The following is a 23,434-nucleotide window of genomic DNA, read 5'->3' on the forward strand; positions in this document are numbered from 1 at the left end:
ATCTGGTTATTGCTTGAGCATGGCCAGCAGTTGTTGTATTTCCGCCTTCCTGGATTCCTGGACGCGCCTGGCGTAGTCCTTGACGGTCGGGTTGGCGCCGCCGTACAGCTCGGCGGCGGCCATCTGGACGGCGTCGTCCTGGTGGGCGACGAGCAGGTTGATGAAGTCCCGCTCGAAGTGCCTGGAGGTCTTCAGCGCGGCGATCTGCCGCCGATCGGTCTCGGGCATGCCGCCGTGGTGCGCGTGCGCCCCCTGTGGGGCCTGCAGCGGCTGGCCCCATTCGTGCAGCCAGCGCAGCATCGCCTCGACCTCGTCCTGCTGGGTGGTCCCGACGGCCTTGGCCATGGTCTTGAGCTGCTGGTTCGTGGCGCGCTCCGAACCGATCCTGACCATCTCGATGCCCTGGTGGTTGTGCGGCACCATCATCTGGACGAACATCACGTCCTGCGCGTTGACCCGGTCCTCGGCCTTGGCCGTCCCGCAGGCGGCGACCATGGCCAAGGCGAGTGCGGCCGCTACGTGCTTCATGGCGAGCCAGGATGGCACGGGGTGGAGCTTGCGATTCGTCACCTTAAGCTCCCTTAAGGCGGATTTAATAAATAGGAAACCTTCCTAAGGATTGTCGATTTCCCGGCCCCAGGCAAGCACCTTCTCGGCGTTGTACCGCGCGATCTCCAGCATCAGCTCACGATCGGGGAAATCCCCGTCGAGCAGCCGCAGCGGCCCCGCCACCAGCGACAGGTGCATGGCCAGGCCGTAGAACCGCATCCGCCGCTCGTCGAGCCCGTCGACCGCCAGGTGGCGATAGTCGTCGTGGAACCTCAGCCGCAGGAAGACGTGCTCCCACTCGAGGTCGAAGAACATCAGTCCCTCGATGTCGATCATCACGGGATCCCCCCGCCGATCGACCATCACATGATCGGGCCCCAGCTCCCCATGGATCAGCCGGTAATCCTCCCTGGGCTCGACCTCACCCGCCAGCCGCTCGACCATCTCGACCAGCTCGGCTCGCGCATCCCCGATCCGCTCATCCCGCCCGGCTGCTTCGTCGAGATGCCGGAGTGCCCGCTCCTTCACCACCCCGACCGCGGACCGTCCCTGAACGGGTTCCCCGACCTTCCCGAACCAGTCCGCCTTCTCCCCCCACATCGCCCGCAAGCTCTCCCCGAGCTTCCCGAGCACGCCGGGATCCATCGAGTCCTCGAGCTTCCCTCCGGGAACGTCCTCGATCAGGGCGATCTCCCTGTCCGGATCGGCGAAGTACACCTCCGGAACCCGCACCCCCACCCGCGTCAGCCGCTCATGCGCAGCCAGGAACAACCCCAGCCCCGAGGCATCCCCGAACGGCTCTATGTCATCCTCGGCATCGGGCCAGTAGTTCTCCCCCTCGCCCCACGAGTACAACACCGCAGAAGCGCCGTCATCGAAGGTGACCCGATAGGCCCCCTTCTTGCTCCCGCCCCTCAGCCTCTCGAACGCCACGGCACTCTTGCCGTCCCACTCAAGCTTCATCGAGCCCTCCCTACGATGCCCCGAACGTCCCATTAACCCAGATGATCACCCAGCTAGTCGCGGACGTTCCACTAGCGCTTCAGGATGCGTGAGGGCCGCGATGCGAGCTGGATCATCCCGTCGAGGGGTGGCAAAGGTGGGGGCGATCGTCGGGGTGGGGTTCGGTAGATCTGTGTTTTTGCAGGTCGGGGGGAGGGCATTGTGCGTACTGCGCCTTTCGTCCGCTGGAGTATTTCGGGGTAATCACTCATGGCTGAATACAAGGTCGTTCTCGAGCCTGCCGCGCAGGCGTTCGCCGATGCCAACAGTAAGGAGCCGTTCCTCTACCAGCTTCCGCCGGAGAAGGGGCGGGAGATCCTGGAGGAGCTCCAGTCCGATCCGAGCGTCGAGAAGCCCCCCGTAACCGAGGAATGGATCACCGTCCAGGGCGGTCCCACCGGCAGCGTACCGGTCAAGATCATCAAGCCTGAGGGAATGACCGGCCTCCTGCCCGTGATCTTCTACATTCACGGGGCGGGCTGGGTGTTCGGCAGCGCCAACACCCACGACAGGCTCGTGCGCGAGCTGGCGACCAGGTCCAAGGCAGCCGTGGTCTTCTCCGAGTACAGCCGCTCGCCGGAGGCCAAGTATCCGACCGCGATCGAGCAGAACTACGCCGCCGCCCAGTGGGTGGTGAACCACGGCGCGGAGAAGGACCTGGACTCCTCCCGCGTGGTCGTCGCCGGCGACTCGGTGGGCGGCAACATGTCCGCCGTACTGGCGATCATGGCCAAGGAGCGCGGCGACGTCCGGCTCAGGGCCCAGGTGCTGTTCTACCCGGTCACCGACGCCAGCTTCGACACCGGCTCCTACCACCAGTTCGCGCTCAGGTACTACCTCAACCGCGACGGCATGAAGTGGTTCTGGGACCAGTACACGACGGACCCGGCCCAGCGGGCCGAGATCCACGCCTCGCCGCTGCGGGCCACCGTCGAGCAGCTCAAGGGCCTGCCCCCGGCGATGGTCCTGAACGGCGAGGCGGATGTGTTGCGCGACGAGGGCGAGGCCTACGCCAACAAGCTCCGCGAAGCCGGAGTGGAGGTCACCGCGGTCCGCTTCCAGGGCATGATCCACGATTTCGTCATGGTCGATCTGCTCCGCGACACCCACGCCAACAAGGCCGCCATCGAACTGTCCACCGCCTTCATCCGCGAACACCTAGGCACCTGAGGCACACGCGGCTCGCCTGTGCCTCAGGCGAGCCGTTATCGCCTGGTGTCCACCAGGACGCTCACCACGAAGCAGGTCAGGAGGAGGACACCGCCGAGCACGGCCGTGGCGGTCAGCGACAGCAGGCCGGACAGCGCGACGGCGAGGGTGGCCGCGAGGGCGAGCACCACGGCGACGGCGATCTTCCAGTCGTCGCCGATGATGAAGTCGTACCAGAACTTGGCGAAGCCCTTGAGCAGTCTCATCGCGCGGCGACCTCCCGCGTCCTCCTGACGGCGGCGAGCCGTCGCACCAGCACGTGCGCCACCACGATCCAGCTCGCGAGCAGCCCGAGGATGGCCCAGTCGGCGCCGGGCCACTCCAGGTGCCGTCCGCCGAGGAAGACCCCCAGCCCCTCCACCGACCAGTAGGCGCCGAAGGAGGCCAGCATCAGGCCCACGCCGTACTTGAGGGTGTTCTCCGGCACCATCGACAGCGGCCTGTGCAGGACCGCGCCGACGATCACCACGAGCAGCGCCGCGACGCCGGCCCCGGCGATGGCGGCGGGCATGTCGCCCGCGCTCAGGCCGAAGGTGATCACGATGAAGACGACCTCGACGCCTTCCAGGAACACGCCCTTGAACGACACGACGAACCCGAAGCTGTCGAGGCCGAACCGGCGGGTCGAGGCGGCCTCGCGGGCGGCGGCGCGCTGCGTGGCGTACTCCTCATCCTCGTCGTGCAGCGCCTTCAGTCCCGAGGAGCGCAGCACGGCCTTGCGCAGCCATTGCAGGCCGAAGATCAGCAACAGGGTGCCGATCACGAGTTGCAGCAGGGACTCGGGCATCCAGGTCCGCAGCGCGTATCCGGCGGCGAAGGTGAAGGCCGCCAGGGCGACCAGCGCCGCCACGACCCCGGCCATGGCCGAACGCCAGCCGCGGGTGACGCCCATCGCCAGGACGATGGTCAGCGCCTCGACGAACTCCACGGCCGAGGCCACGAACACCGAGGTCACCAGACCCCACGTCGCGCCGCTCATCACACCTCCATTGGATGTAACGATAGTTTCATGAAACAGATGCTTCATCAATAGCGGCGGGGTGTCAATGGATAGGATGTGGACCCATGACGTCCGGCGAGGTCCCCGACGAGCGGTTCCTCCTGCTCGTCTACCGTGTGCCCTCTTCCACCTCACGGGCCCGGGTTGCCGTCTGGCGAGAGCTCAAGCGCCTGGGCGCCCTCTACATCCAGCAGGCCGTGTGCGTGCTGCCCGACCGGCCAGGCGTGCGCGAGCGCCTGGACAAGATCCGGACGCGCATCGCCGAGCTCGAGGGCGAGAGCATGCACTTCGTCCTCGACGACGTCGCCGACCAGGAGCGGCAGATGCTGGTCCGCTCCTTCAAGGACAACTCCGCCAAGGAGTACGCCGAGATCGTCGAGGAGTGCGAGACCAAGTTCTTCAAGGAGATCGAGTTCGAGCGCTTCCGCGGCAACTACACCTTCGAAGAGGCCGAGGAGATCCGGCAGGACCTGGAGAAGCTCAAGCGCTGGCTGCGCAAGGTCGAGCAGCGCGACTGGATGGGCGCGCCGGGCAGAGACACGGCCACGGCCAAGGTCGCCGAGTGCGAGCAGCTCCTCGAGGCGTTCGAGGCCGACGTCTACGACCGCGTGGGCGGGCCCGAACAGGGCTGACGCGGCAGCAGGCGGAGTTCGAGCTCGGCCACCAGCCGCACATCCGGGCCGGAGAGATCGAGGCGGAACAGCTCGGCGATCCGTTTCAACCGATAGCGGAACGTGTTGGGGTGCACGTTGACGCCCGCGCCACGACGGCGGGCGACACCGGGTGCCGCAGGACGATCGCGCCGGGACGCGCGGGTGCGAGGTCGCGCAGCAGGCGGGTCTGCCGGGCGTCGCCCGCCACGCCGACGGCGAGCACGATCCGGCGGTCGTCCACAGCCTGTGGATCGTCGAGGATGACCGGCGGCCCGACGGGAAGGTCCAGGTCGGCGGCGGTCAGGACCTCGGTCCCGGTTCCCGGCGGGAGCCGCTCGACCAAACTACGAAGTGTCACGATGACTCCTTTGGTGCCCGAAAGAGAAACCCGGGCCCGGACTCTGGGCCGCGGCACAAGGCCATAACCGGTCGGGGAGATCTAGCGTCGATGGCATGTCACGACCACCCGCCCCGTACTCGCCCGCCCGGCGCGCAGGCGATCTGCTGTTCGTCTCCGGCCAGCTCGGCTACCTGCCCGACGGCAGCCTCCCCGAGGGCCTGGCCGCCCAGGCACGCCAGGCGCTCGCCAACCTCGACGCGGTGCTCGCCGAGCACGGCCTCGGCCGCGCCGACATCGTGAAGTGCCAGGTCTTCCTGTCCTCGATCGCGGACTGGACCGCCTTCAACGCGGTCTACGAGGAACACTTCAGCCGCCCCTATCCCGCCCGCTCGGCGCTCGGCGTCCACCTGCACCCCGGGGCCCTGGTCGAGATCGAGGCCGTGGCCGCCTGCGGGTCGCCATGAGCCCGACGGTCGAGGACGTGCGCCGTGCCCGCGACGCGCTGCGCGGCCAGGTGATCAGGACTCCCGTGCTGTTCTCCCAAGCGCTGGACGCCCTCGTCGGCTGCCCGGTGTTCGCCAAGGCCGAGTGCCTGCAGCACTCGGGGTCGTTCAAGGTCAGGGGCGCGCTGTACCGGCTGCTCACCCTGCCTCCCAAGGCGCTGGCCACCGGGCTGATCACCGTCAGCGCCGGGAACGCCGCGCTCGGGCTGGCCCACGCCGCCCGCGAGTTCGGTGCGGCGCTGACGGTGGTCATGCCGGAGAAGGCCGTGCCGGAAAAGCTCGCGGCGGTCGCTGCGTACGGCGCGACCGTGGTCACCGACGGGGTCGTGGACGCGGCGGCGGCCTTCGCCAGGGCCGAGTGCCTGCGTGCCGAACGTGGGCTCACCTTCGTGCACCCCTTCGACGACGCCATGGTGGTGGCCGGAGCGGCGACCGCCACGCTCGAACTCCTGGAGGACCGGCCCGAGCTGGACAGGGTGCTGGTGCCCGCCTCGGGCGGCGGCTTACTCGCCGGCGCGATCATGGCCAAGCGCGCGACGGGCTCCGGCGTCGAGATCGTCGCGGTGCAACCGTCGGGCGCGGCCGGGTTCGTCGCGTCGCTGGCCGCGGGCGAGCCCACCGCCCCGCCGTCCATCAACACCGTCGCCGACGGGCTCACCGCACCCATGCCGGGGCGGATCCCCTTCGCGCTGGCCGCCGAGGCGGGGATCGAGGTGGTCACCGTACCGGACAAGGAGATTCTGGAGGCGATGGTGACGCTGGTCAGGACGCTGCGCGTGGTGGTCGAGCCGTCCGCGGCGGTCGGTCTGGCCGCGCTGGCGCACATCGGCGACGGCCGGTCCACGGGGCTGATCCTGACCGGTGGCAACGTCAACTGGCGGCTGCTTGCCGACACGATCCGCGTCCTGCCGGGGGTCGTGTGATGCGCATATATCCACATGTCATGGTCGCCAGGGACGGTCGCAGGGTGCCGTGCGAGATCGGCACGCTGGAGGTGCCGGAGGTCAGGAGCAGGCAGGGCTCCGGGATGATCGAGCTGGCCTTCGCCCGCTTCGTCGGCGGTGGCGGCCCGGCATTGGTCTACCTGGAGGGCGGGCCCGGAGAGCCCGGGCTGTCCGTCTGGGAAGAGCTGCCCGACCGCTACCTGCCATTCCTGGAGTACGGCGACGTCGTCGTGTTCGACCAGCGCGGCACGGGGAGATCCCGGCCCTGCCTGGAGAGCCCCTTCAGCAGGGAGCTGCCGCTCGATCGGGCGGTCGGCAGGGCGGAGTTCCTGGCCGAATGCCAGGCCAAGGCGGCGGCCACGGCCGCCTTCTGGCGGGAGCGGGGCGTCGACACCGGCGGCTACACCACCGAGGAGAGCGCCGGCGACGTCGCCGACCTGATGTCGGCCCTCGGCTACGAGGTCTTCAGGACGATCGGCGGCTCCTACGGCTCGCACCTGTCGCTGTCGGTCATCCGCCGCCACGGCGACCGCCTGGACCGCAGCGTCCTGTACGCGGTCGAGGGCACCGACGACACCTACAAGCTGCCCTCGAACACCGACGCCCACCTGGCCAAGCTGGCCACCATGGCAGCCACGGCACCCGAGCTGGACGGGCGGGTGCCCGATCTGCTCGGCCTGATGGGGCGGGTCTTCGACCGCCTGGCCGAGACCCCGGCCGAGGCGGACGGCGTGGTGATCGGCGAGTTCGACGTCAAGTACCTCACCGTGTCCGGGCTGGGCATGGCGTCGTTCCTGAAGCGGCTGCCCGGTCTCTTCCTGGCCATGGAGCAGGGCGACTTCACGCCGTGGGCCGAGCACGTCCGGCAGCTGCGGACGGGACCGGCCGAGGCGCTCATGTCCCTGGTCATGGACTGCGCGTCGGGCGCGACGCGGGAACGGCTGCGCAGGATCGAGGAGGAGGCGGCCACCTCGCCGTTCGGCGACCTGATGAACCTGCCCTTCCCCGGCGTCTGCGCCGCCGTCCGCGGGCCCGACCTGGGCGACGGCTTCCGCGCGCCGGTCCGTTCCGACGTACCGGCGCTGCTGGTCAACGGCACGCTCGACGGGCGCACGCCCGAGACCAACGCGCTCGCCGTCGCACGGGGATTCGCCAACGCTCATGTCATCCTCGTGGAGAACGCGGCCCACCAGTTCGCCTACGAGCATCCCGACGTGTCGGGCGCCGTCCGCGACTTCCTGAGCGGCCGCACACCGTCGCTGTCGCGGACCCGGATCGGTTTCCGCTTCGACCCGGATCCGCGTTGAGCGCGACCACCCGCAGGACGCGCACTTCACGCCCGAGGAGATCAGGGCCATCGTCGACGAGGCGCACCGGGCAGGACGGCGCGTGGCCGCGCACGCGCAGGGCACGGCGGGCGTCAAGGCCGCCGTGCTCGGCGGCGTGGACTCCATCGAGCACGGCTACTACCTCGACGAGGAATGCGTCACCGAGATGCGCGCGGAGCACCTTCTACGTGCGCCGGCGTGACGATCGCCACGGCGTCCGACTACTACGGCCCGCCGCTGCGCCGCCACGGCGACAAGCCGATCTCCATGGTCCAGGACATGCCGCCCGCCGACGCCCTGCGCGCCCTCACCCTGCACGGCGCGACCGTCCTCGGAATCCAGGACCGCGTGGGCACCATCGCGCCCGGTATGGACTCCGACCTCGTGGCGGTCGCAGGCAATCCGCTGGAGGACATCGAGTCCCTGCGCCGGGTCGTCTCAGTCATGTTGTCCGGCAGGATGATCACATGAACGGCAGGCGATGGAACCACAACATCCATTACCACCCCCGGATCCTGCGCGCGGTCCCCGACGGCGCCAAGAGCGCCCTCGACGTCGGCTGCGGCGAGGGCATGCTCGCCCGCGAACTCCGGCGGACCGTGCCGCACGTCACCGGCATCGACCTCGACGCGCCCGGCCTCGACCAGGCCCGCGAGTATCAGGACGACGTCGACTACATCCTCGGCGACTTCCTCACCCACCCCTTCGAGCCCGCCTCGTTCGACGTCATCGCATCCGTGGCCACGCTCCATCACATGGACGCCGCCGCCGGGCTGGCCCGCATGCGCGACCTGCTGCGCCCCGGCGGTGTCCTGGCCGTCGTCGGCCTGGCCCGCAGCACGATGCCCAACGACCTGCCGCGCGACCTGGCAGGCGTCGCCGTCAGCACCGTCCACCGCGCCGTGAAGGGCCGCTGGGAGCACCCGTCACCCATCGTGTGGCCGCCGCCGGTGACATACCCGCAGATGCGAGCGCTGGCCGCCGACCTCCTGCCCGGCTCCGAATACCGCCGCCACCTCCTGCTCCGCTACAGCATCACCTGGCACAAACCGGAGGCCTGATGTTCGACATCGCCTACGGCCTTCTGGAAGAGGGCCGACTGTTCGACGCCCCGTGAACGCTTTGTCGTAGCCGATGGTTAATCTCCCGTCGCATGCCAGTCCCTGAGATCATCCCCATCGGATACGAGCCCGACTACCACACCGACACGATCGGGCGCTGGGACGGCGGCCAGTTTCTGGGCTCCGTCGTCCCTGCCTTCCCCGAGGGCTACACGCACACCTCCGACTGGCAGGCGCACAAACGCTGGTACGCCGTCCTGCACACCTTCGACGCCGATGGCCACCACCTCGGCTCGCGTATCGAACGCACCGGAACCGACGCCGACCACCGGGCCTCTGTCGACACCGCGCAAGCCCGCCTCATGGAGTGGCTCGACGCCCTCCCCGGCCACCGCTTCGGCGACATCGCCATCCGGCCCTTCCGGCACTCGGACGACGACGTCCTGTTCGGCCTCGTCATCGAAACCTTCGAAGGCGAGGAACACGCCGAGCTCTACCCGGACCAACTCGGCTTCTACGAGCCCTGGGACGGCTCCTACGACACCTGACCCCGCTAGTCGGTGACGGTGGGGAGGTGGAGGCCGGGGTAGGTCTGGTTGAGGATGGTGGGTAGGAGGGCGATGGCCGTGGCCTTGCCGTCGGGTGACACGGTCAGGTTCGTCCAGACCACGAGCGTGACGTCGTTGGCCGGGTCGTGGCCGATGAAGGAGTTGAAGCCGGGGAGTTCGCCGCCGTGGTAGTACATCGAGGCGTTCTGGCCGAAGCGCTGATAGGTGATGCCGTATCCGTACTTCCGCCCGTCGGGGGCGGCCGGGTCCTCGGCTTGCAGGCTGTGGAACCACTGCTGCTGGAACGCGGGGTTGAGGACCTTGCCCGTCACCAGGGCCCGGATCCAGGTGGACAGGTCGTCCGCGGTGGAGATGACGCCTCCGGACGCGGTGGCGTAGGAGGGGCTCTGATGGGTGTAGTCCACCGGCCTGAGCTTTCCTGACCGGGCCGCCGCCTGCATGTCGGCGGGGTAGGGCCGGTCGACCAGGGCGTAGGCCGTCCCGCCGTACATATAGCCGTGCGAGTAAGGGGCGGGGAGTGACAGGTCGTCGGGGCCGGGCAGCGAGGTCCCTGTCAGGCCGAGCGGCGCGAACAGCCGGTCGCGCAACTGCTGGGCCAGCGGGCGGCCGCCCACCTTCTCGGCGACGAGGCCAAGCAGCACGTAATTGGTGTTGTTGTACTCGAAGGACGCGTCGGGCGCGAAGTTCGGCGGGCGGCGGAACGCGATGGCCAGCATCGCCTGCGGCGTCACGGCCTTGCCCGGGTCGGCGTCCATGGCTGCCGAGAGCTCGGGGGCGTCGGTGTAGTTGTAGAGCCCGCTGCGCATCTTCAGCAGCTCGGCGATGGTGATGTGGTCGCCGTTGGGCACCCCGGGGACGTAGGCGGACACCGGGTCGCTGAGCCGGAGCTTGCCGTCCTGCGCGAGGAGGATGATCAACGCCGAGGTCATGGTCTTGGTGTTGGAGGCGATCCGGAAGTGGTCGCCCGTGGTGGGCTGCTTGGCCGTCCCCAGCTCGGTCGTGCCGACGGTCGCCCGGAAGGTTCCCTGCGGGGTGCGCAGCAGGACCACCGCGCCGGGAACCATGAGCTTCTTCGCCGCACGTGCAACTGCCGACTGGAGCGCGGCCGGGTCGATGGGCTTGAGCGCCGACGGAGTGGGGGTGCTCGCCGTAGCCGACACGTCGAAGAGGCGCGTGGAACTCGCCTCCGCGGGCAAGGTGCCCGCGATCAGCAGGGCCGCGCACGATGCGAGCAGAGCCGTACGGCGAGCAGCCCCGAACCCGGCTCCCATCCGGAGCGGGGCGGCATCGTCAGCTCGGGAATTCCTCATGCCGGCGTCACAGCCCTCATGCTCGCCGGTCCAGTACCGCGGCCGATACGAGACCGAAAAGCCCAAAACGGAATAAAACACCTAAATTATCATCTTTCAACAAATTTCAGGCGCTCTTCCTTTGGTTACCCGAACGCTGTCCGCGTCTCTCTCGGCTCCGCGAAATGGGTCAGGTCTGGTGCCGGCATAAGTCGAATCTCGTCGTCCAACCCGACCAGGACGACCCGCCCTGCTTCGCCACGGTCACCGTCCTCGACGAAGGCGGCCACGAGGTCGTCCTCCGCGACCCCCTCAGGCGCAGGTGGTGGCTGCGGGCGATCCGTGGAAGCGGTCGGCGGTCCAGGCGAGGATGTCGGGCATGGCGCCGTCGTCGATGCCGGTGGACTGGCCGGGGTAGGTGTCGTGAACCAGGCCGGGATAGGTGCGGTAGTCCACGTGTGAGCCCGTACGGCAGAGCGTGGCGGCCACCTGGTCGGTCATGGCCTTGGTGACCAAGGGATCGGCCTCTCCCTGCAGCAGGAGCAGCGGTCCGGCGACCTGCGCTTGCCCGGTGGTGTTGTCGGCGAGGTAGCGAGCGAAGCGCGGCTCGGTCAGGTAACCGGGCTGGACCAGGTCGGGCCCGGTCAGATCGGTGTAGACGGCGCCGATCACGCCCAGGCAGTCCGTACGGGTGACGTCCAGCCGGTCCAGGGCCTGCGGGGTCAGCAGCCGGTCCAGGGGCAGGCGGGGGTCGGCCGTCTTGGCGCCGGCGGCGATCAGCGGGACGAAGCCGCCGAGTCCGGGCTGGGTGGCGGCGTGCTCGACGATCTGGGTGAGGTCGGCGGCCGGTGAGGTGACCACGGCGCCGAGGTAGCCGGGTTCGGGCCGACGGAGCTGACGTTCGGCGACGCTGAGCGCGGCGGCGCCGCCCTGGGAATGTCCCCACAGCACCCACCGCTGCGACAGCCCAGGTACGGCCTGCCGCGCGGACCGCAGCGCGTAGATCACGTCGTTGGCGGCCGCGGTCCTGTCACCGAGTGCGTGACGCCCGTCGGTGCCCAGTCCCGCGTAGTCGGGGGCGACGACGGCGTATCCGCTGTCGAGGAAGCGGGCCAGCTGGTCGCCATGGTAGAGATCGCGCATCAGCGACGGGGCGCAGTTGCGGCCCAGGCCGCTGGCACCGTGCGCGTCGACGACCACGGGCCAGCCGCCCTTCGGAGTGGCACCCGCCGGGACCAGCACCACTCCGGAGGCGGCGACATCCCGGCCGTCGCCGGTGCGGGAGTGGTAGAGCACGCGGCTGGCCGGCAGCGCCCGGCCCGCCGTGACGTAATCCGTCGTGGCCTGCTTACGGATCAGGGTGCCCGGCGGCGCCCATCGCAGCGGGTCGGGGGCGTCATAGAACGCGGTGCGGGGCAGCGCGTTGGCCTGCTGCTGCTGGCGGGCCGCCTGGCACCACGCGTCGCACGGGTAGGCGTCGGCCTGGCCGGGCACGGCGGCGACCATGACCGCCGCGCCCGCGGCAAGCAGGGCGGCGACGGCTTTACGGACGAGCTTCATCAATACGTCCTTCGTCGAAAAGATCAGATATGGGGAGGACGGGACACCCATGCCCGGCGTGACACTTACGCGGCGGCGAATTCAGGCAGCACTGGGCGGCGGGTACACACTGTCGTCCTGGGCCGAGCGCACCGCGCTGGCCTGCGCCGATGGGATGCTCACCGTCCACCGCTCGCAGTCGAGCGCGGCCGAATTGTCGGCGAGGGTGCGACGTCCAGGCGATCGCCACCTGCGCGCTGGGGATCGCCATGGTCGCGTCCCGAATGACACGGGCGACAGCCAGGTCACGGGCGCTGACGGAGTCGGGTGCCCAGGCCCGCCGTACTCTGGGCGAACTTGACCGACAGCAGTCGGTATCGCGTGAACTACAGGTGGGTGTCGAAGAACGACACCGCGCGGTCGATGGCGGGCAGGACGTGGGTCTCGACGTCGTAGAGGTCGATGTGGTTGGTGGTGTCGAGCACCAGCAGTTCCTTGGTCCCGGGCAGCGCGGCGTAGGCGGCCTCGGCGTCGGCGACGGGGATGGCCTGGTCACCGCGGCCGTGCACGATCAGCGTGGGCGTGGTGACCAGCGGGATGTAGGAGTCGACGTCCAGCGTCAGCTCCTGCAGCACCGACAGCGCCGTGCACCGGTTCTGCCAACTGGGGCGGGCGCCGCGCTCGGTGCCGTAGTACTCGGCCGGCTCCGGGCCCGGGTTACCGGCGGGCATGCCCTCGGGGTTGATGGCGGGCCAGTACTCGATCTCCCCGGTCTCGGACTGCCTCTGGGCGATCTGCGCGAACGTGTCCATCAACGCGGCGAAATTCTCCGCCCCGAACCGGTCGTGGATCAGCTTGGGGTTGTTGTAGGCGGACGCGATGAGAGCCAGCGCCTTCACCCGAGGGTCGAAGGCGGCGAGCTGCACCGCATAGATCCCACCCAGGCACACCCCGGCCACCGCGACCTTGTCGGGGTCGACCTCGGGCCGGCCGATGAGAAAGCTGACGGCGTTACGCAGGTCCGACACCTTCGCGGTGGCGTCCTCGTGCTGGCGTGGAATGCCCTCGCTGTCGCCCCAGTTGCGGTGGTCAAAGGCGAGCGCCACATAGCCGCGCCGCGCGAACCGTTCCGCGTAGAACCCGGTGACCTGATCCTTCACCCCGGAGAACGGCCCGGTGAGGACCACCGCGCCCCGCTCGGTGCCCGGTTCGGGCAGATGAAGATCCCCAACCAGGCTGAATCCGTCACTGTCGAACCCGACCTTCTCGATGGTCATCGTTTATCCCTTCCTCGTGACCTGGAAAGGAACCTACGGATCAAGGCCACCGATCGTCTTGCATGTTCTTGCCCTCACCGCCCGCGCACGCTCGGGACCGACCAGACCACCCCGTTGTAGGTCGACCGGTAGACCGCTGGGGTCACGCCGTAGGCCTGGGCGAACATGCGAGTCAGATGCGGTTGATCGTGGAACCCGGTTTCGTACGCGGCCTCGGCGATTCCCACGCCGCGCCGGAGCAACTCCCGCGCATGGTCGAGCCGGAGCCGCATGTGCAGTTTGTGCGGAGGAAGGCCGTAGTGCATGGTGCACAGCCGCACCAGCCGGTACTTGCTGACCCCGGTCACGTCGGTGAGCTCGTCCAGCGTGACGTTCCGGGTCAGGTTCTCGCGGAGGTAGTCCCTGACGATCTCGGCTACGGCTCCCGCCGCGCCGACCGCCGCGCTCGAGGCGCCGGTCGAATGCCATGCCAGAGCGGAGACGAACTCCAGCATCCGGCTCTCCCGCCGCAGCGTGGCTCCGGGGTCCGACGCAGGCTCGTACAGGTCATGGTGCAGAGACTGAAAGCGAGTCGCCAGCCCACCGGCGGGGATCACCGGGTCTTCGAACCGGAGCCGCTCCGGCGGCACGATCTCGGCGATCAACCCCGGAGACACACACATGATCAGCCAGCCCGCCGAGCCGGGGTCTTCAGGGGTACCCGAGTGGGCATCGTCGGCGTGCAGGGCGATCAACTGCCCGGGCGCCGCCCGGTAGGCCGTGCCGCGCCGTCGCACGGTGAAGCCCGATTCGGGGACGAGCACCAGCTTGAGCTCTTCGTGGACGTTGCCGCTGTATTCCTGAACCTGGCCGGTTACCAGGACGACGTCCGCCATGTCGTCCGGCATCCGCGGCGTCCCGTCTCGCACCAATACAGACTAAACACCACAGACCAACCCCATCCGCCCTTCGCCCCAACTCCAAAAAATCCAGGTGTGGTGCAGCGCGTTGATCGCTACGGTTGAGGTGGTTCGTGAGGCCTGGAAGTCTCTCGGCTCCGCGAACCCGTCAGCCCTGCCGGTGGCACGGGTCGAATCTGGTCGGTTATCGCTCTCTCAAAGCGAGGACCCGGGTTCGAATCCCGGCGCCGCCCCCGGGCGGTGTGGTGCAGCGGCCAAGCACATCTAACGCCGGTCAGTACGCCACATCCGTGCCGCCGGCAGGGCTGACGAACGGGGAGCGGGTCGAAGTCGATCGGTTATCGGGATCAGGATGTCGCAGGTTCGAATCCTGCCCACCCCGAGGTGGTAGCTCAGCCTGGAAGAGCACCTGGCATATCACCGGTGGACACCACCACATCCGCTCCCCTTCGCATATCCGCCCCTAGGAGAGCACCATGGCACGTGACCCCCTCGCCGCGGTCTCGACGATCGCCACCCCGCAGACGCAGCCCATCCCCGGCCGCACCGACCAGGTGAAGAACGCCGCCGGCGGCTACGTCTTCGGCAAGGACCTGTGGACCAGGCTGGAGGACTTCCTCATCCTGGGCACGACGGGCGGCACCTATTACGTGTCCGAAGGCATGCTGACCGCGGAGAACGCGGGCGTGGTGTTCCAGGCGATCAACGAGGACGGCCCGCGCGTCGTCCGACTGCTGACCGACATCTCGACCGCACGCCCGCCGCGGGCTCCGAAGCAGCGCCCCGCCCTGTTCGCGCTGGCCGCCTGCTACGCCAAGGGCGACGCCGACACCCGCCAGGCCGCCAAGCCGGCGCTGGCGAAGGTGGCGCGCACCACCGACCACCTCGCCCAGTTCTTCGGCTACTACAAGAACCTGGGCGGCAAGCGAACCGCCCGCGGCGCCGCGCCGACGATCGGCCGTTCGCTGCGCACAGCGCTCAGTTCCTGGTTCCTGTACGGCGACGCCGACGCGGTCGCGTTCAAGGCGTGCAAGGCCGCCCAGCGCAAGACACCGCAGGGCGAGGCGTTCTCGCTCAGGGACGCGCTCCGCATCGCCCACCCGGTGGCCGACACTGAGGAGCGCAAGACGCTGTTCGGCTGGATCGCCGGAAACGTCGCCGACGAGCAGGCCCGGGAGGCCCTGCCCGCGGTGGACCGTTTCCTGACCGCGAAGGCCGTCACCTCGGCCGACGAGGCGGTACGCGTGGTCGCCGAGGCGCGGGTGCCGTGGGAGTTCCTGCCGGACGCCATGCTCAAGGAGCCGGACGTGTGGGACGCGCTGATCGACACGGTCGGCATGACCGCGCTGATCCGCAACCTGGCGCGGATGACCAGGATCGGCACCCTCGAGCCGATGAGCGAGGCCACCAGGCGCGCGGTCGCGCGGCTGACCGACAGGGACGCCCTGCTGAAGGCCCGCATCCACCCGCTGGACGCGTGGCTGGCGATGCGCGTCTACGCTTGCGGCCGGTCGCAGCCGAACCCGCGCGCCGACGTCCAGACGTGGCAGCCGGTCCCGGCGATCCTCGACGCGCTGGAGGAGGCCTACGAGCTGTCGTTCGGCACGGTCGAGCCGTCCGGCAAGCGGCTGCTCGTCGCCGTCGACTCTTCCGGATCCATGAACTGGGGCGGCGGCGTCGTAGTCGGTGGTTCGCCGATCGGCTCGCCGTACGAGGTCGCCAACGCCATGGCGGTCATGCTGGCGCGCATCGAGAAGGGCAACGTCCACGTCATCGACGTCGACACCGAGGTGCACGCCTCGAAGGTGACCCCGCGCACCAACCTGCGCGAGATCGCCTCCTGGGAGCCCTCGGGCGGCGGCACCGACCTGTCGCTGCCGTTCACCTGGGCGACGAGGAAGAAGTTCGCGGCGGACGCCCTCGTGATCTTCACCGACAACGAGACCTGGGCAGGGCGCTCCCACCCGACGCAGGCGCTCGACGCCTACCGCCGGGCGGTCAACCCGGACGCCCGCGTGATCGTCGCGGCCATGACCGCGGTCGGCCACTCGATCGCCGATCCGAAGGACAAGGGCGTCCTGAACGTCGTCGGCCTGGACGCGTCGCTGCCCCTCATCATCAACGGATTCGTACGCTGACCAGCCCCCGCGGCCTGATTCGGCCGCGGGGCCCACAGATCGACGCACACCCTTCATGGTCAGGGGCTTTCGACTCACCTGCCGTATGGCTACTATCGGGCCACCTATTTTGGCGATTTCGTCATGCGCGCACCGATCTGAGGAGAGTGTCCTGCACGTGGCTGGATTGGGCAGGGTCGGGCGACGACGAACAGGAGCCGTGGGCGGGCCGCGCCGACTGAAATTACGCACCGTGCTGATCATCGTGGTGCTCGTCCCGAGCGTGACCTTCACCCCGCTGCTGGCTTCCGGCATGTTCCAGCTGGCCGCTCAGTGGCGGGCGGAGAAGGCCCAGATGGATCTGGCCACCAACACTGTCGGCAGCCCCGCGGCCGACCTTTTCCTCAGCCTCGAGCAGGAGCGACGGCTCACCGCGGAGACCCAGGCCAGGAACACCTCCCGTGACAAGCTCGCTAAGCAGCGCGCGGTCACCGACAAGGCCGTGAGCGCCTTCCGCCCGCTGGCGACCCTGCAGACCGCCGGCGGGCAGGAGGGCCTCGCCGACGCCATCGCCAGGACCGACCGCAGCCTCGGCCTCCTCGACCAGCAGCGCCGGGCGGTGGATGCCGGTTGGTCCAGCCAGCAGAAGGCCTTCGACTACTACAGCGAGGTCATCGAGACAGACCTCGGCGTTCTGACCGCCCTCAGCCGCACCGAGCACACCAAGGTGAACAGTCAGGCGCAGACGCTGATCGACCTTTTCTGGGTCATCGACATGATCGGCCGCGAAGACGCCGTCCTGGCCCGTGGCTGGGAGACAGGGGACCTGTCGAAGGAGGAGTACGCTCTCGTCGCCGACGCCGTCGGCGCCAGGAAGCACCTGCTGCAGTCGCGGGTGGCCCCCAGCCTCACCGGCAACGAGAGCCAGTACAGAACGCTGACGACCAGCAAGGCCTGGCAGACCATGACCGCCATCGAGGGGCGACCTGTCAGCACCGACCAGGCCTCCGCGTGGCGATCCTCGGTGGACACGGTCCGCGAGCAACTGCTGCAACTCCTCACCCTCCGGCTCGAGAACGTCAGCAAGCTCGGCTACGGCCACGCCAACCAGCTCTTCGTGATCTTCCTCAGCATCACCGGCGTGAGCCTGCTCGCCCTGGCCCTGGTGATCTTCACCACCTGGCGCCTCACCGCCGTCCTGCGCCGGCGTATCCGCCACCTGCGCCAGGAAGCCCAGCAGCTCCAGATGCGGCTGCCCGACGTGGTCGCCCGGCTGGAGCGCGGCGAGGACGTCGACGTGAACGCCGAAGTGCACGTGGTCGAGCCCACCCCCGACGAGCTCGGCGAGCTCGGCCAGGCGCTCAATCTGGCCAGCCGCAGCGCTGTCCTCACTGCCGTACGGCAGGCCGAGCAGCACCGTGGCTTCCAGCGCATGCTCCAGCGCATCGCCCGCCGTACGCAGATCCTCATCGGCCTGCAGCTGAAGAAACTGGACGAGCTGGAACGCAGGTACGAGGACCCCGAGGTGCTCGAGGGCCTGTTCGACCTGGACCATCTGACCGCCCGGCTGCGCCGTTACGAGGAGAACCTGGTGATCCTCGGCGGCGGGCAGCCGCAGCGCCGCTGGCGCAAGCCCGTACGCCTGCTCGACGTCCTGCGCGCCGCGCAGGGCGAGGTCCAGGACTACCGGCGGATCTCGGTCGACGTCGAGGGCGACCCCTGGGTGACCGAGCGCGCGGTGGGACCGCTGGTCCACGTCCTGGCGGAGCTCATGGAGAACGCCACCTCCTTCTCCAAGCCGCAGACCCCCGTCGAGGTGCGGGCCGCGCTCGTCAGCCGGGGCGTCGCCGTGGAGATCGAGGACCGCGGCCTGGGCATGGAGCCCGAGCAGTACGCCGCCGCGAACGCGCTGATGAAGGAGCCGCCGCAGCTCGACGTGATGACCCACGCCGACGACGTGCGGCTCGGCCTGTACGTGGTCGCCCGGCTCGCCGCGAGCCTGGGCCTCCAGGTGGAGCTGCGGTCCTCGGCCTTCGGCGGATCCCGCGTCATCGTGCTGCTGCCGGAACCGCTGATCGTGGACCGCCCGCGTGAGGACGCGCCTCCCGCCCCTGCCGCCGCTCCCCCGCAGACAGAACCAGACGAGCAGTTGCCGACCCGCTCCCGGGGACGCGCGATGGCATACGTGACAGGACCCACCGGATCACCGGATCAGGACTCCGACCTTCAGCCGCTGCCCCAGCGGGTCCGCCAGGCCAACCTGGTCACCGAGCTCAAAGCCCCGGCAGCCGGGGACGAACAGACCTGGGCCGCACGCGACCAGCCCAGCCGATCAAGTGCGACGATCGGCGCGTTCCAGCGGCAGTCTCGCAGGCGCCGGACTGAACCCCCCGAGCCCGGTTCCCCAACCACGGAAGATCGATGATGACGCAGCGAACCACCGCCACCAACCGCGACCTGGACTGGCTCCTTGACGGCCTGGTCGATCAGGTCGCGGGCACCAGGCACGCCATCGTGCTGTCCGACGACGGCCTGGTGATCAGCCGGTCCAAGACCATCGAACGCTCGGACGCCGAACGCCTCGCGGCGATCGCCACCGGCCAGCAGAGCCTGGCCCGCGGTGTCGGGCAGCTCTTCAGCGGCGGCCCGGTCCAGCAGGTCATCATCGAGATGGCCGAGCTGTGGCTGTTCATCACGACCGCGGGCCGCGGCACCCATCTGGCCGTGGTCGCCTCCCAGGAGGTCGACGCCGAACTGATGAGCGTCGCGATGCACACCCTGGTCCAGCAGGTCGGCCAGAAGCTCGGAACCGACACCCGTACCCCGCAACTGGATGAGGGGGGGAGACACGGATGAAGCACTGGGCGGAGGGCTCGGACGACGATGACGCCGACGAGCCCCTTGTCCGTCCCTATACGATCACCGGCGGACGGACCAGCCCCGAGCGGGACGACCTCACGCTGATCACCCTGGTGACGTCCCAGGTCACTCCGCAGGCCAGACAGGGTCTGCGGAGAATGCAGCCGGAGCACCGCACCATCGTCGCGCTGTGCGAGCGGCCCCTGGCCGTGGCCGAGGTCGCCGCCGCGCTGAACCTTCCGGTGTCCGTGACCAAGATCCTCATCGGCGATCTGATCGAGGCCGAGCTGATGAGGTCCCGGCCACCGCTGGCCTTCGCCCAGGCGGGCGGCAGCCGGCCCGGTATGTCAATTCTTGAGGCGGTGAGGGATGGGCTTCGCAAGCTCTGATGCCCCCTTGGCAGTGAAGATCCTTATCGCCGGTGGCTTCGGCGTCGGGAAGACGACCTTGGTCGGCGCGGTGAGCGAGGTCGCCCCCCTCCGCACGGAGGAGTACCTGACCCATGCCAGCGTCGGCGTCGACGACCTGGAAGGGGTGAGCGGCAAGTCCACGACCACCGTCGCGCTGGACTTCGGACGCATCACCCTCAGCCGCGAACTCGTGCTCTACCTGTTCGGCACCCCTGGCCAGGAACGCTTCTGGTTCATGTGGAACGACCTGGTCAACGGAGCGATGGGCGCGGTCGTCCTGGTCGACACCCGCCGGCTGGATGTCAGCTTCGCCTCGATCGACTTCTTCGAGAGCCGCGGCATCCCTTTCGTCGTCGGCGTCAACTGCTTCCACGGCGTCAGGGACCGGGCCCCGGAGGAGATCCGCAAGGCCCTCGCTCTCGATCCCCAGGTGCCCCTGGTCCTCTGCGACGCCCGCGACCGTACGGCAAGCCGCGACGTCCTCCTGTCCCTCATCGACCACCTGATGACCACGCACCCGGTGGCTTGACGGAGCCTGGCCGTGCAATGACGGCGCGTCGCGGAATGCGGGTGCATTCGCCCGCATTCCGCAGTCTGTGGCTACGCGATCGACCCGGTCGGGAGCGTGTCGGCGACGCCATAGACCTCCGCCGCTTCGCTGTCGAAGTACGCGGAGAGGCTCGTGTCGTAACGTAGATCACCGTCGAGGTCGGTAACGCTGATGGTGATCCCGTTGAGGTAGCCCACGCGCTTGCCGTAGTCGTAGGACGTCAGCCAGGAGGAGCCGAGGGACCCTTCGCCTGTGAACCCGGAATCGACAGCGATGAGCTCCTCACCTTTCAGTATGGGGACGACCATCATGCCGGAAGTGTGACCGCTGGACGATTCGATCGTCTCCCCCGTGTACGGCCGCGTGCCGTCCGGATGAGGCCCGGCCGGGTAACCGAACACGTCAACCGGGATGCCCAGCTTTTCGTTGTACGCCAGCCCCTGCCCGCCGACCTTGTCACCCAACGTCCCGAGATCGGTGAGCCCGCCTTCGGGAGTGGGGACGACGCCGTTGTAGACGTTGACGAAGGCATAGTCGCGGTCGAAGTCGTTGTACAAGAAGAAGTCATAATGGACGTCGACCTGCTTGCCCACGTAGAGACCCGACGGAGTCGTGCCCGCGACATGGTCGGGAACGAAAACCCATTGGCGGAGCGGGTCCATGTTGGATTCGACGTCGTACACGCAGTGCGCCGCGGTCGCGACCACGTTGCGGTGGACAGACTGCACGCTGGTCCCCGTGCACCAGTGCGGCTGCCCATCCGCGCCCACGAAGAACACCTTGCCCGTGGAGGCAGGCGTCTTGGCTTTCGACGGATCAGAGGTGCTCGGGAGCAAGGGCGGCACGAGACCGGGTTTGGTACCGGGCGAAACGCCGCCCCGCTGAGAGACCCTCTTTCCCGGGACCGTGGCCTGAACGTTGTACGGCGTGGCGTTGGCCAGGTTGGCCCCGCCGTTCCCGAGCCAGAACGCCGCGACTTGCTGAGCGGTCGACACGTCCGGGGAGAGCGGGCTCGTGCTCACGGCTGCCCGGGCCGGTGCGGCCGTGAGCCCCGAGGTCAGCAGGCTGGCGGCTAAGACGGCGAGAAAGCGCTTCATGCATCATCTCCTGATCGACTCACGTAAACGATCAAGCCATACGAATACATGTTCGGTCAACCACGGCGCCGGGTGCCCGCAGACGCGATCAGGGCGGGCACTACCTGCCGCGACAGCCCCAGCCATCACTGCAGACTCGACGACAATTCACAGGAAACTGACAGAAGGCCTACCGTTGCCGCGCCACACGAGCTACGGCATAGCGTCATGTCACACCCACCCGGGCGATCTCGCGGCAGACCGCCCGGTTCATCCTGTCTGTCCTCAGCCTGTGGATCCGCAGAGCGCCTTGACGGCGATGCCCATGACCTCCGCGGTGGACGGGTTGCGCGTTGAGGGGTTGATCGACATGGTCATCGACTTGCCCGTGTCCGAGCGGAACGCGAACGTCAGGTACCCGATCAGCTCACCGCTGTGCCCCCACACCTTGCCGCACGGCAGCGTGTACTCCTGCAGCCCGAGCCCGTAGCCGAATCCCACCCCTGTCTCGACCGGCGTCCGCATGGCCCGCAGCGACGCGGCGCTGGTCAGCTTGCCGCCCAGCAGCGCGGACATGAACCGCTCCAGGTCCGCCGTCGTCGAGATCATCTCTCCCGCCGCCCAGTCCAGCGAGGGATTCATCCGCGTCGCGTCCACGAGTTCGGGGGTCGGCTCGTACCCCTTGGCGTGCGGCGACGGCACCCCCGCCCGATCACCCGGCACCAGCGTGTGACGCAGCCCCAACGGCCGCAGGATCCGGCGCGTGACCTCCTCGCCGTACGGCCTGCCGGTCAGCTTCTCCACCAGCAGCCCCAGCACCACGTAGTTGGTGTTGGAGTAATGCCACTTGCCGTCATCGGGCAGCTTCTTGGCGAAGGCCACCTTCAGCAGCTCCCGCGGCTGGTAGGACCGGAACCGCTGGTCGCCGCGCCACCGGTTGGTGGAGTACCCCGGCTCGCTCATGTAGTCGTACAGATGGCTGGTGTGGTTGAGCAGCTGCCGGACCGTGATGCGATCCCCGCCCGGCACCAGCCTCGGCAGGTACTGGTCGATGGGGTCGTCGAGCCCCAACTTCCCCTCGTCCACGAGCTGGAGCACCACGGTCGCGACGAACGTCTTGGTGACGCTCCCGATCCTGAAGTACCCGTTGGCCGAGGGCCGCCCTCCGCGCTCGATGTCCCGCACCCCCACAGCATCGGCCCGGGTCCGCCCCCCGTCAGAGACCCGCACCAGAGCCGCCGTCGCCCCCTTGCCGGCCACGATCTCCTCCAGGTCGTGGCGCACCCCGTCCCCCTGGCCACCAGCCGCAACAGCCGCCGCCACCAGCACGTTCATCATCGTCTGCATCATGCTGAAGACGCTACGGAAGCTCGTTCCCCGCCAGAATGCGGCGCCCCACCCGACCCACCTGCGGAAAACCACAGCACCGCCTAGCCGCCGGACTCCTCCAGCCAGGCGGCGATGTGCTCCACGTAGCTGTCGACATTAGCTAGCGGCTCACCCTCGAGCAGGAACACGGCGCAGAGGATGTTGATGCCGAACAGCCGATCCCAGACCCGCGCGCGGCGATACGTGCCCTCGTCCACAGCACGCCGTACATTTCCCCATCCGTGCCATCCCATGAAGGCGGCATCGACCGCGGGGTCGAACAGGTGCGCCCTGTCCCAGTCGAGCACCCCGATCAGCTTGCCGTCCTCACTCCAGTGCACATTGCCCCCGACGAGGTCGCCGTGCACGAGCGAATCCGGGACCGCCTCCAGGGCCATCGCCTCGGCCAGCCATCGCTCGGCCTCGACCCGCCACTTGCCCGGCAGCCGTGGAATGACCTCCTCAGCCAGCACCCGCACCCAATGGTCGCCGTGCACCCGAGGCGCGGGCAGCAGGGCACGCAGCTCCGGCGTGACAGGCAACTCCCGCAGCGCATCGAGCAGCCCGGCGATCTGCCCGGGATCGCCTTCGCCCTCCGGCAGTCCCGTCCCTTCGATCCAGGAAAGCGCCACGGCCGCGCGCTCCTCGAACCGCACCACCGGCGTCAACGGTTCGGGCACCTCGAACGGCAACCCGGCCGCGCCTACCGCGCGCAGGATCTCCACCCGACGTGGCATGGCCTGCGCCCCGGACAGGCGCTGACTCACCCGCACCGATGCCACGCCGGGGAGCAGCACGACGTCGTGCATTCCTCCACGCACGAAGCGCGCCCGATCAAGCCGCGCACCAGGCAACAGCGAATCGACGATCTCCAACAGCCCGTCGGGCATCA

27 protein-coding genes and 1 tRNA gene are annotated in these 23,434 nt (G+C 68.8%); 15 read left to right on the forward strand and 13 right to left on the reverse strand.

Annotation, left to right across the window (positions count from 1 at the left end; genetic code table 11):
* Positions 1 to 6: 6 nt before the first annotated feature.
* Positions 7 to 528 carry a DUF305 domain-containing protein gene (locus KIK09_RS10320; protein ID WP_214318509.1) on the reverse strand — a complete coding sequence of 174 codons (522 nt, stop codon included), beginning with the start codon at positions 526 to 528 and terminating at the stop codon, positions 7 to 9.
* Between the two features lie 84 nt (positions 529 to 612).
* The gene (locus KIK09_RS10325) at positions 613 to 1,512 is read right to left on the reverse strand and encodes a phosphotransferase (protein ID WP_214318510.1); all 900 of its coding nucleotides are present in this window, start codon (positions 1,510 to 1,512) and stop codon (positions 613 to 615) included.
* Positions 1,513 to 1,761: 249 nt separating this feature from the next.
* On the opposite strand from KIK09_RS10325, the gene KIK09_RS10330 reads away from it, so the two are divergent.
* Positions 1,762 to 2,721, forward strand: coding sequence for an alpha/beta hydrolase (locus KIK09_RS10330; RefSeq protein WP_214318511.1), 960 nt, complete (start codon positions 1,762 to 1,764; stop codon positions 2,719 to 2,721).
* Positions 2,722 to 2,756: 35 nt separating this feature from the next.
* Here the strand turns inward: KIK09_RS10330 and KIK09_RS10335 are convergent, their stop codons facing one another.
* Both KIK09_RS10335 and KIK09_RS10340 read right to left on the reverse strand, forming a co-directional pair.
* Positions 2,757 to 2,966: a hypothetical protein gene (locus KIK09_RS10335; RefSeq protein ID WP_214318512.1), complete on the reverse strand. Its 210-nt coding sequence runs from the start codon at positions 2,964 to 2,966 to the stop codon at positions 2,757 to 2,759.
* Entirely contained in the window at positions 2,963 to 3,739 is a 777-nt protein-coding gene (locus KIK09_RS10340; protein ID WP_214318513.1) for a COG4280 domain-containing protein, read from the reverse strand. Before KIK09_RS10340 ends, KIK09_RS10335 begins: the two co-directional genes overlap by 4 nt.
* Positions 3,740 to 3,825: 86 nt before the next feature.
* On the opposite strand from KIK09_RS10340, the gene KIK09_RS10345 reads away from it, so the two are divergent.
* Complete coding sequence (locus KIK09_RS10345; protein ID WP_214318514.1) at positions 3,826 to 4,392, forward strand: Chromate resistance protein ChrB; 567 nt, start codon at positions 3,826 to 3,828, stop codon at positions 4,390 to 4,392.
* Here the strand turns inward: KIK09_RS10345 and KIK09_RS60555 are convergent.
* Together KIK09_RS60555 and KIK09_RS10355 are read right to left on the reverse strand one after the other, a co-directional pair.
* Positions 4,359 to 4,508, reverse strand: a complete 150-nt coding sequence (locus KIK09_RS60555; protein ID WP_372455636.1) for a helix-turn-helix domain-containing protein — start codon at positions 4,506 to 4,508, stop codon at positions 4,359 to 4,361. The genes KIK09_RS10345 and KIK09_RS60555 overlap by 34 nt on opposite strands.
* Entirely contained in the window at positions 4,478 to 4,771 is a 294-nt protein-coding gene (locus KIK09_RS10355) for a hypothetical protein (protein WP_214318516.1), read from the reverse strand. Before KIK09_RS10355 ends, KIK09_RS60555 begins: the two co-directional genes overlap by 31 nt.
* A gap of 95 nt (positions 4,772 to 4,866) precedes the next feature.
* Between KIK09_RS10355 and KIK09_RS10360 the strand changes: the two genes are divergently transcribed.
* From KIK09_RS10360 to KIK09_RS10390, 7 genes are all read left to right on the forward strand, one after another.
* The gene (locus tag KIK09_RS10360; RefSeq protein WP_214318517.1) at positions 4,867 to 5,217 is read left to right on the forward strand and encodes a RidA family protein; all 351 of its coding nucleotides are present in this window, start codon (positions 4,867 to 4,869) and stop codon (positions 5,215 to 5,217) included.
* A complete protein-coding gene (locus KIK09_RS10365; protein ID WP_214318518.1) occupies positions 5,214 to 6,179 on the forward strand; it encodes a threonine ammonia-lyase in 966 nt (321 codons plus the stop codon). Before KIK09_RS10360 ends, KIK09_RS10365 begins: the two co-directional genes overlap by 4 nt.
* A 20-nt stretch (positions 6,180 to 6,199) precedes the next feature.
* The gene (locus tag KIK09_RS10370) at positions 6,200 to 7,507 is read left to right on the forward strand and encodes an alpha/beta hydrolase (RefSeq protein ID WP_214318519.1); all 1,308 of its coding nucleotides are present in this window, start codon (positions 6,200 to 6,202) and stop codon (positions 7,505 to 7,507) included.
* Positions 7,497 to 7,730 (forward strand): amidohydrolase family protein, encoded by a 234-nt coding sequence (locus KIK09_RS10375; RefSeq protein ID WP_214319591.1) that lies wholly within the window; start codon positions 7,497 to 7,499, stop codon positions 7,728 to 7,730. Before KIK09_RS10370 ends, KIK09_RS10375 begins: the two co-directional genes overlap by 11 nt.
* Positions 7,727 to 7,999 (forward strand): amidohydrolase family protein, encoded by a 273-nt coding sequence (locus KIK09_RS10380; protein ID WP_214318520.1) that lies wholly within the window; start codon positions 7,727 to 7,729, stop codon positions 7,997 to 7,999. Before KIK09_RS10375 ends, KIK09_RS10380 begins: the two co-directional genes overlap by 4 nt.
* Positions 7,996 to 8,589 (forward strand): class I SAM-dependent methyltransferase, encoded by a 594-nt coding sequence (locus KIK09_RS10385; RefSeq protein ID WP_214318521.1) that lies wholly within the window; start codon positions 7,996 to 7,998, stop codon positions 8,587 to 8,589. Before KIK09_RS10380 ends, KIK09_RS10385 begins: the two co-directional genes overlap by 4 nt.
* Positions 8,590 to 8,681: 92 nt before the next feature.
* Positions 8,682 to 9,137 carry a hypothetical protein gene (locus KIK09_RS10390; RefSeq protein ID WP_214318522.1) on the forward strand — a complete coding sequence of 152 codons (456 nt, stop codon included), beginning with the start codon at positions 8,682 to 8,684 and terminating at the stop codon, positions 9,135 to 9,137.
* A gap of 5 nt (positions 9,138 to 9,142) precedes the next feature.
* Here KIK09_RS10390 and KIK09_RS10395 read toward each other — a convergent pair whose 3' ends face one another.
* The 4 genes from KIK09_RS10395 to KIK09_RS59965 all read right to left on the reverse strand — a co-directional run bounded on the left by KIK09_RS10395 (position 9,143) and on the right by KIK09_RS59965 (position 14,171).
* Positions 9,143 to 10,468: a serine hydrolase domain-containing protein gene (locus KIK09_RS10395; protein WP_250572884.1), complete on the reverse strand. Its 1,326-nt coding sequence runs from the start codon at positions 10,466 to 10,468 to the stop codon at positions 9,143 to 9,145.
* Positions 10,469 to 10,759: 291 nt separating this feature from the next.
* Positions 10,760 to 12,007, reverse strand: a complete 1,248-nt coding sequence (locus tag KIK09_RS10400; RefSeq protein ID WP_214318523.1) for an alpha/beta fold hydrolase — start codon at positions 12,005 to 12,007, stop codon at positions 10,760 to 10,762.
* A 365-nt stretch (positions 12,008 to 12,372) separates the two neighbouring features.
* Positions 12,373 to 13,263, reverse strand: coding sequence for an alpha/beta hydrolase (locus tag KIK09_RS10405; protein ID WP_214318524.1), 891 nt, complete (start codon positions 13,261 to 13,263; stop codon positions 12,373 to 12,375).
* A 74-nt stretch (positions 13,264 to 13,337) separates the two neighbouring features.
* A complete protein-coding gene (locus KIK09_RS59965; protein ID WP_214318525.1) occupies positions 13,338 to 14,171 on the reverse strand; it encodes a helix-turn-helix transcriptional regulator in 834 nt (277 codons plus the stop codon).
* A 150-nt stretch (positions 14,172 to 14,321) separates the two neighbouring features.
* Between KIK09_RS59965 and KIK09_RS10415 the strand changes: the two genes are divergently transcribed.
* The 6 genes from KIK09_RS10415 to KIK09_RS10440 all read left to right on the forward strand — a co-directional run bounded on the left by KIK09_RS10415 (position 14,322) and on the right by KIK09_RS10440 (position 20,077).
* Positions 14,322 to 14,395: transfer RNA gene (locus KIK09_RS10415), tRNA-Glu, on the forward strand.
* A 243-nt stretch (positions 14,396 to 14,638) separates the two neighbouring features.
* Positions 14,639 to 16,300 (forward strand): TROVE domain-containing protein, encoded by a 1,662-nt coding sequence (locus tag KIK09_RS10420; protein WP_214318526.1) that lies wholly within the window; start codon positions 14,639 to 14,641, stop codon positions 16,298 to 16,300.
* A 232-nt stretch (positions 16,301 to 16,532) separates the two neighbouring features.
* Positions 16,533 to 18,704 carry a sensor histidine kinase gene (locus tag KIK09_RS10425; RefSeq protein WP_308164012.1) on the forward strand — a complete coding sequence of 724 codons (2,172 nt, stop codon included), beginning with the start codon at positions 16,533 to 16,535 and terminating at the stop codon, positions 18,702 to 18,704.
* On the forward strand, positions 18,704 to 19,135 hold the full coding sequence (locus KIK09_RS10430) for a roadblock/LC7 domain-containing protein (protein WP_214319593.1): 432 nt from the start codon (positions 18,704 to 18,706) through the stop codon (positions 19,133 to 19,135). Before KIK09_RS10425 ends, KIK09_RS10430 begins: the two co-directional genes overlap by 1 nt.
* Positions 19,132 to 19,527 (forward strand): DUF742 domain-containing protein, encoded by a 396-nt coding sequence (locus KIK09_RS10435; RefSeq protein ID WP_214318528.1) that lies wholly within the window; start codon positions 19,132 to 19,134, stop codon positions 19,525 to 19,527. The genes KIK09_RS10430 and KIK09_RS10435 overlap by 4 nt, the downstream gene beginning before the upstream one ends.
* On the forward strand, positions 19,508 to 20,077 hold the full coding sequence (locus KIK09_RS10440) for a GTP-binding protein (protein ID WP_214318529.1): 570 nt from the start codon (positions 19,508 to 19,510) through the stop codon (positions 20,075 to 20,077). Before KIK09_RS10435 ends, KIK09_RS10440 begins: the two co-directional genes overlap by 20 nt.
* A 71-nt stretch (positions 20,078 to 20,148) precedes the next feature.
* Here KIK09_RS10440 and KIK09_RS10445 read toward each other — a convergent pair whose 3' ends face one another.
* From KIK09_RS10445 to KIK09_RS10455, 3 genes are all read right to left on the reverse strand, one after another.
* Positions 20,149 to 21,195: a hypothetical protein gene (locus KIK09_RS10445; protein WP_214318530.1), complete on the reverse strand. Its 1,047-nt coding sequence runs from the start codon at positions 21,193 to 21,195 to the stop codon at positions 20,149 to 20,151.
* Between the two features lie 264 nt (positions 21,196 to 21,459).
* On the reverse strand, positions 21,460 to 22,524 hold the full coding sequence (locus KIK09_RS10450; RefSeq protein WP_250572885.1) for a serine hydrolase domain-containing protein: 1,065 nt from the start codon (positions 22,522 to 22,524) through the stop codon (positions 21,460 to 21,462).
* 80 nt (positions 22,525 to 22,604) lie between these two features.
* Positions 22,605 to 23,432: a phosphotransferase gene (locus KIK09_RS10455; protein ID WP_214318531.1), complete on the reverse strand. Its 828-nt coding sequence runs from the start codon at positions 23,430 to 23,432 to the stop codon at positions 22,605 to 22,607.
* Between the last annotated feature and the right edge of the window lie 2 nt (positions 23,433 to 23,434).

Origin of the sequence: Nonomuraea sediminis, assembly GCF_018531495.1 — a bacterium.
Lineage (GTDB): Bacteria > Actinomycetota > Actinomycetes > Streptosporangiales > Streptosporangiaceae > Nonomuraea > Nonomuraea sediminis.

Bases quoted from the DNA above. Each gene is read 5' to 3' on its own strand.
- KIK09_RS10320 (WP_214318509.1), bottom strand. From the start codon at position 528: ATGAAGCACGTAGCGGCCGCACTCGCCTTGGCCATGGTCGCCGCCTGC.
- KIK09_RS10325 (WP_214318510.1), bottom strand. From the start codon at position 1,512: ATGAAGCTTGAGTGGGACGGCAAGAGTGCCGTGGCGTTCGAGAGGCTG.
- KIK09_RS10330 (WP_214318511.1), top strand. From the start codon at position 1,762: ATGGCTGAATACAAGGTCGTTCTCGAGCCTGCCGCGCAGGCGTTCGCC.
- KIK09_RS10335 (WP_214318512.1), bottom strand. From the start codon at position 2,966: ATGAGACTGCTCAAGGGCTTCGCCAAGTTCTGGTACGACTTCATCATC.
- KIK09_RS10340 (WP_214318513.1), bottom strand. From the start codon at position 3,739: ATGAGCGGCGCGACGTGGGGTCTGGTGACCTCGGTGTTCGTGGCCTCG.
- KIK09_RS10345 (WP_214318514.1), top strand. From the start codon at position 3,826: ATGACGTCCGGCGAGGTCCCCGACGAGCGGTTCCTCCTGCTCGTCTAC.
- KIK09_RS10360 (WP_214318517.1), top strand. From the start codon at position 4,867: ATGTCACGACCACCCGCCCCGTACTCGCCCGCCCGGCGCGCAGGCGAT.
- KIK09_RS10365 (WP_214318518.1), top strand. From the start codon at position 5,214: ATGAGCCCGACGGTCGAGGACGTGCGCCGTGCCCGCGACGCGCTGCGC.
- KIK09_RS10370 (WP_214318519.1), top strand. From the start codon at position 6,200: ATGGTCGCCAGGGACGGTCGCAGGGTGCCGTGCGAGATCGGCACGCTG.
- KIK09_RS10385 (WP_214318521.1), top strand. From the start codon at position 7,996: ATGAACGGCAGGCGATGGAACCACAACATCCATTACCACCCCCGGATC.
- KIK09_RS10390 (WP_214318522.1), top strand. From the start codon at position 8,682: ATGCCAGTCCCTGAGATCATCCCCATCGGATACGAGCCCGACTACCAC.
- KIK09_RS10395 (WP_250572884.1), bottom strand. From the start codon at position 10,468: ATGAGGAATTCCCGAGCTGACGATGCCGCCCCGCTCCGGATGGGAGCC.
- KIK09_RS10400 (WP_214318523.1), bottom strand. From the start codon at position 12,007: ATGAAGCTCGTCCGTAAAGCCGTCGCCGCCCTGCTTGCCGCGGGCGCG.
- KIK09_RS10405 (WP_214318524.1), bottom strand. From the start codon at position 13,263: ATGACCATCGAGAAGGTCGGGTTCGACAGTGACGGATTCAGCCTGGTT.
- KIK09_RS10420 (WP_214318526.1), top strand. From the start codon at position 14,639: ATGGCACGTGACCCCCTCGCCGCGGTCTCGACGATCGCCACCCCGCAG.
- KIK09_RS10430 (WP_214319593.1), top strand. From the start codon at position 18,704: ATGACGCAGCGAACCACCGCCACCAACCGCGACCTGGACTGGCTCCTT.
- KIK09_RS10435 (WP_214318528.1), top strand. From the start codon at position 19,132: ATGAAGCACTGGGCGGAGGGCTCGGACGACGATGACGCCGACGAGCCC.
- KIK09_RS10440 (WP_214318529.1), top strand. From the start codon at position 19,508: ATGGGCTTCGCAAGCTCTGATGCCCCCTTGGCAGTGAAGATCCTTATC.
- KIK09_RS10445 (WP_214318530.1), bottom strand. From the start codon at position 21,195: ATGAAGCGCTTTCTCGCCGTCTTAGCCGCCAGCCTGCTGACCTCGGGG.
- KIK09_RS10450 (WP_250572885.1), bottom strand. From the start codon at position 22,524: ATGATGCAGACGATGATGAACGTGCTGGTGGCGGCGGCTGTTGCGGCT.
- KIK09_RS10455 (WP_214318531.1), bottom strand. From the start codon at position 23,432: ATGCCCGACGGGCTGTTGGAGATCGTCGATTCGCTGTTGCCTGGTGCG.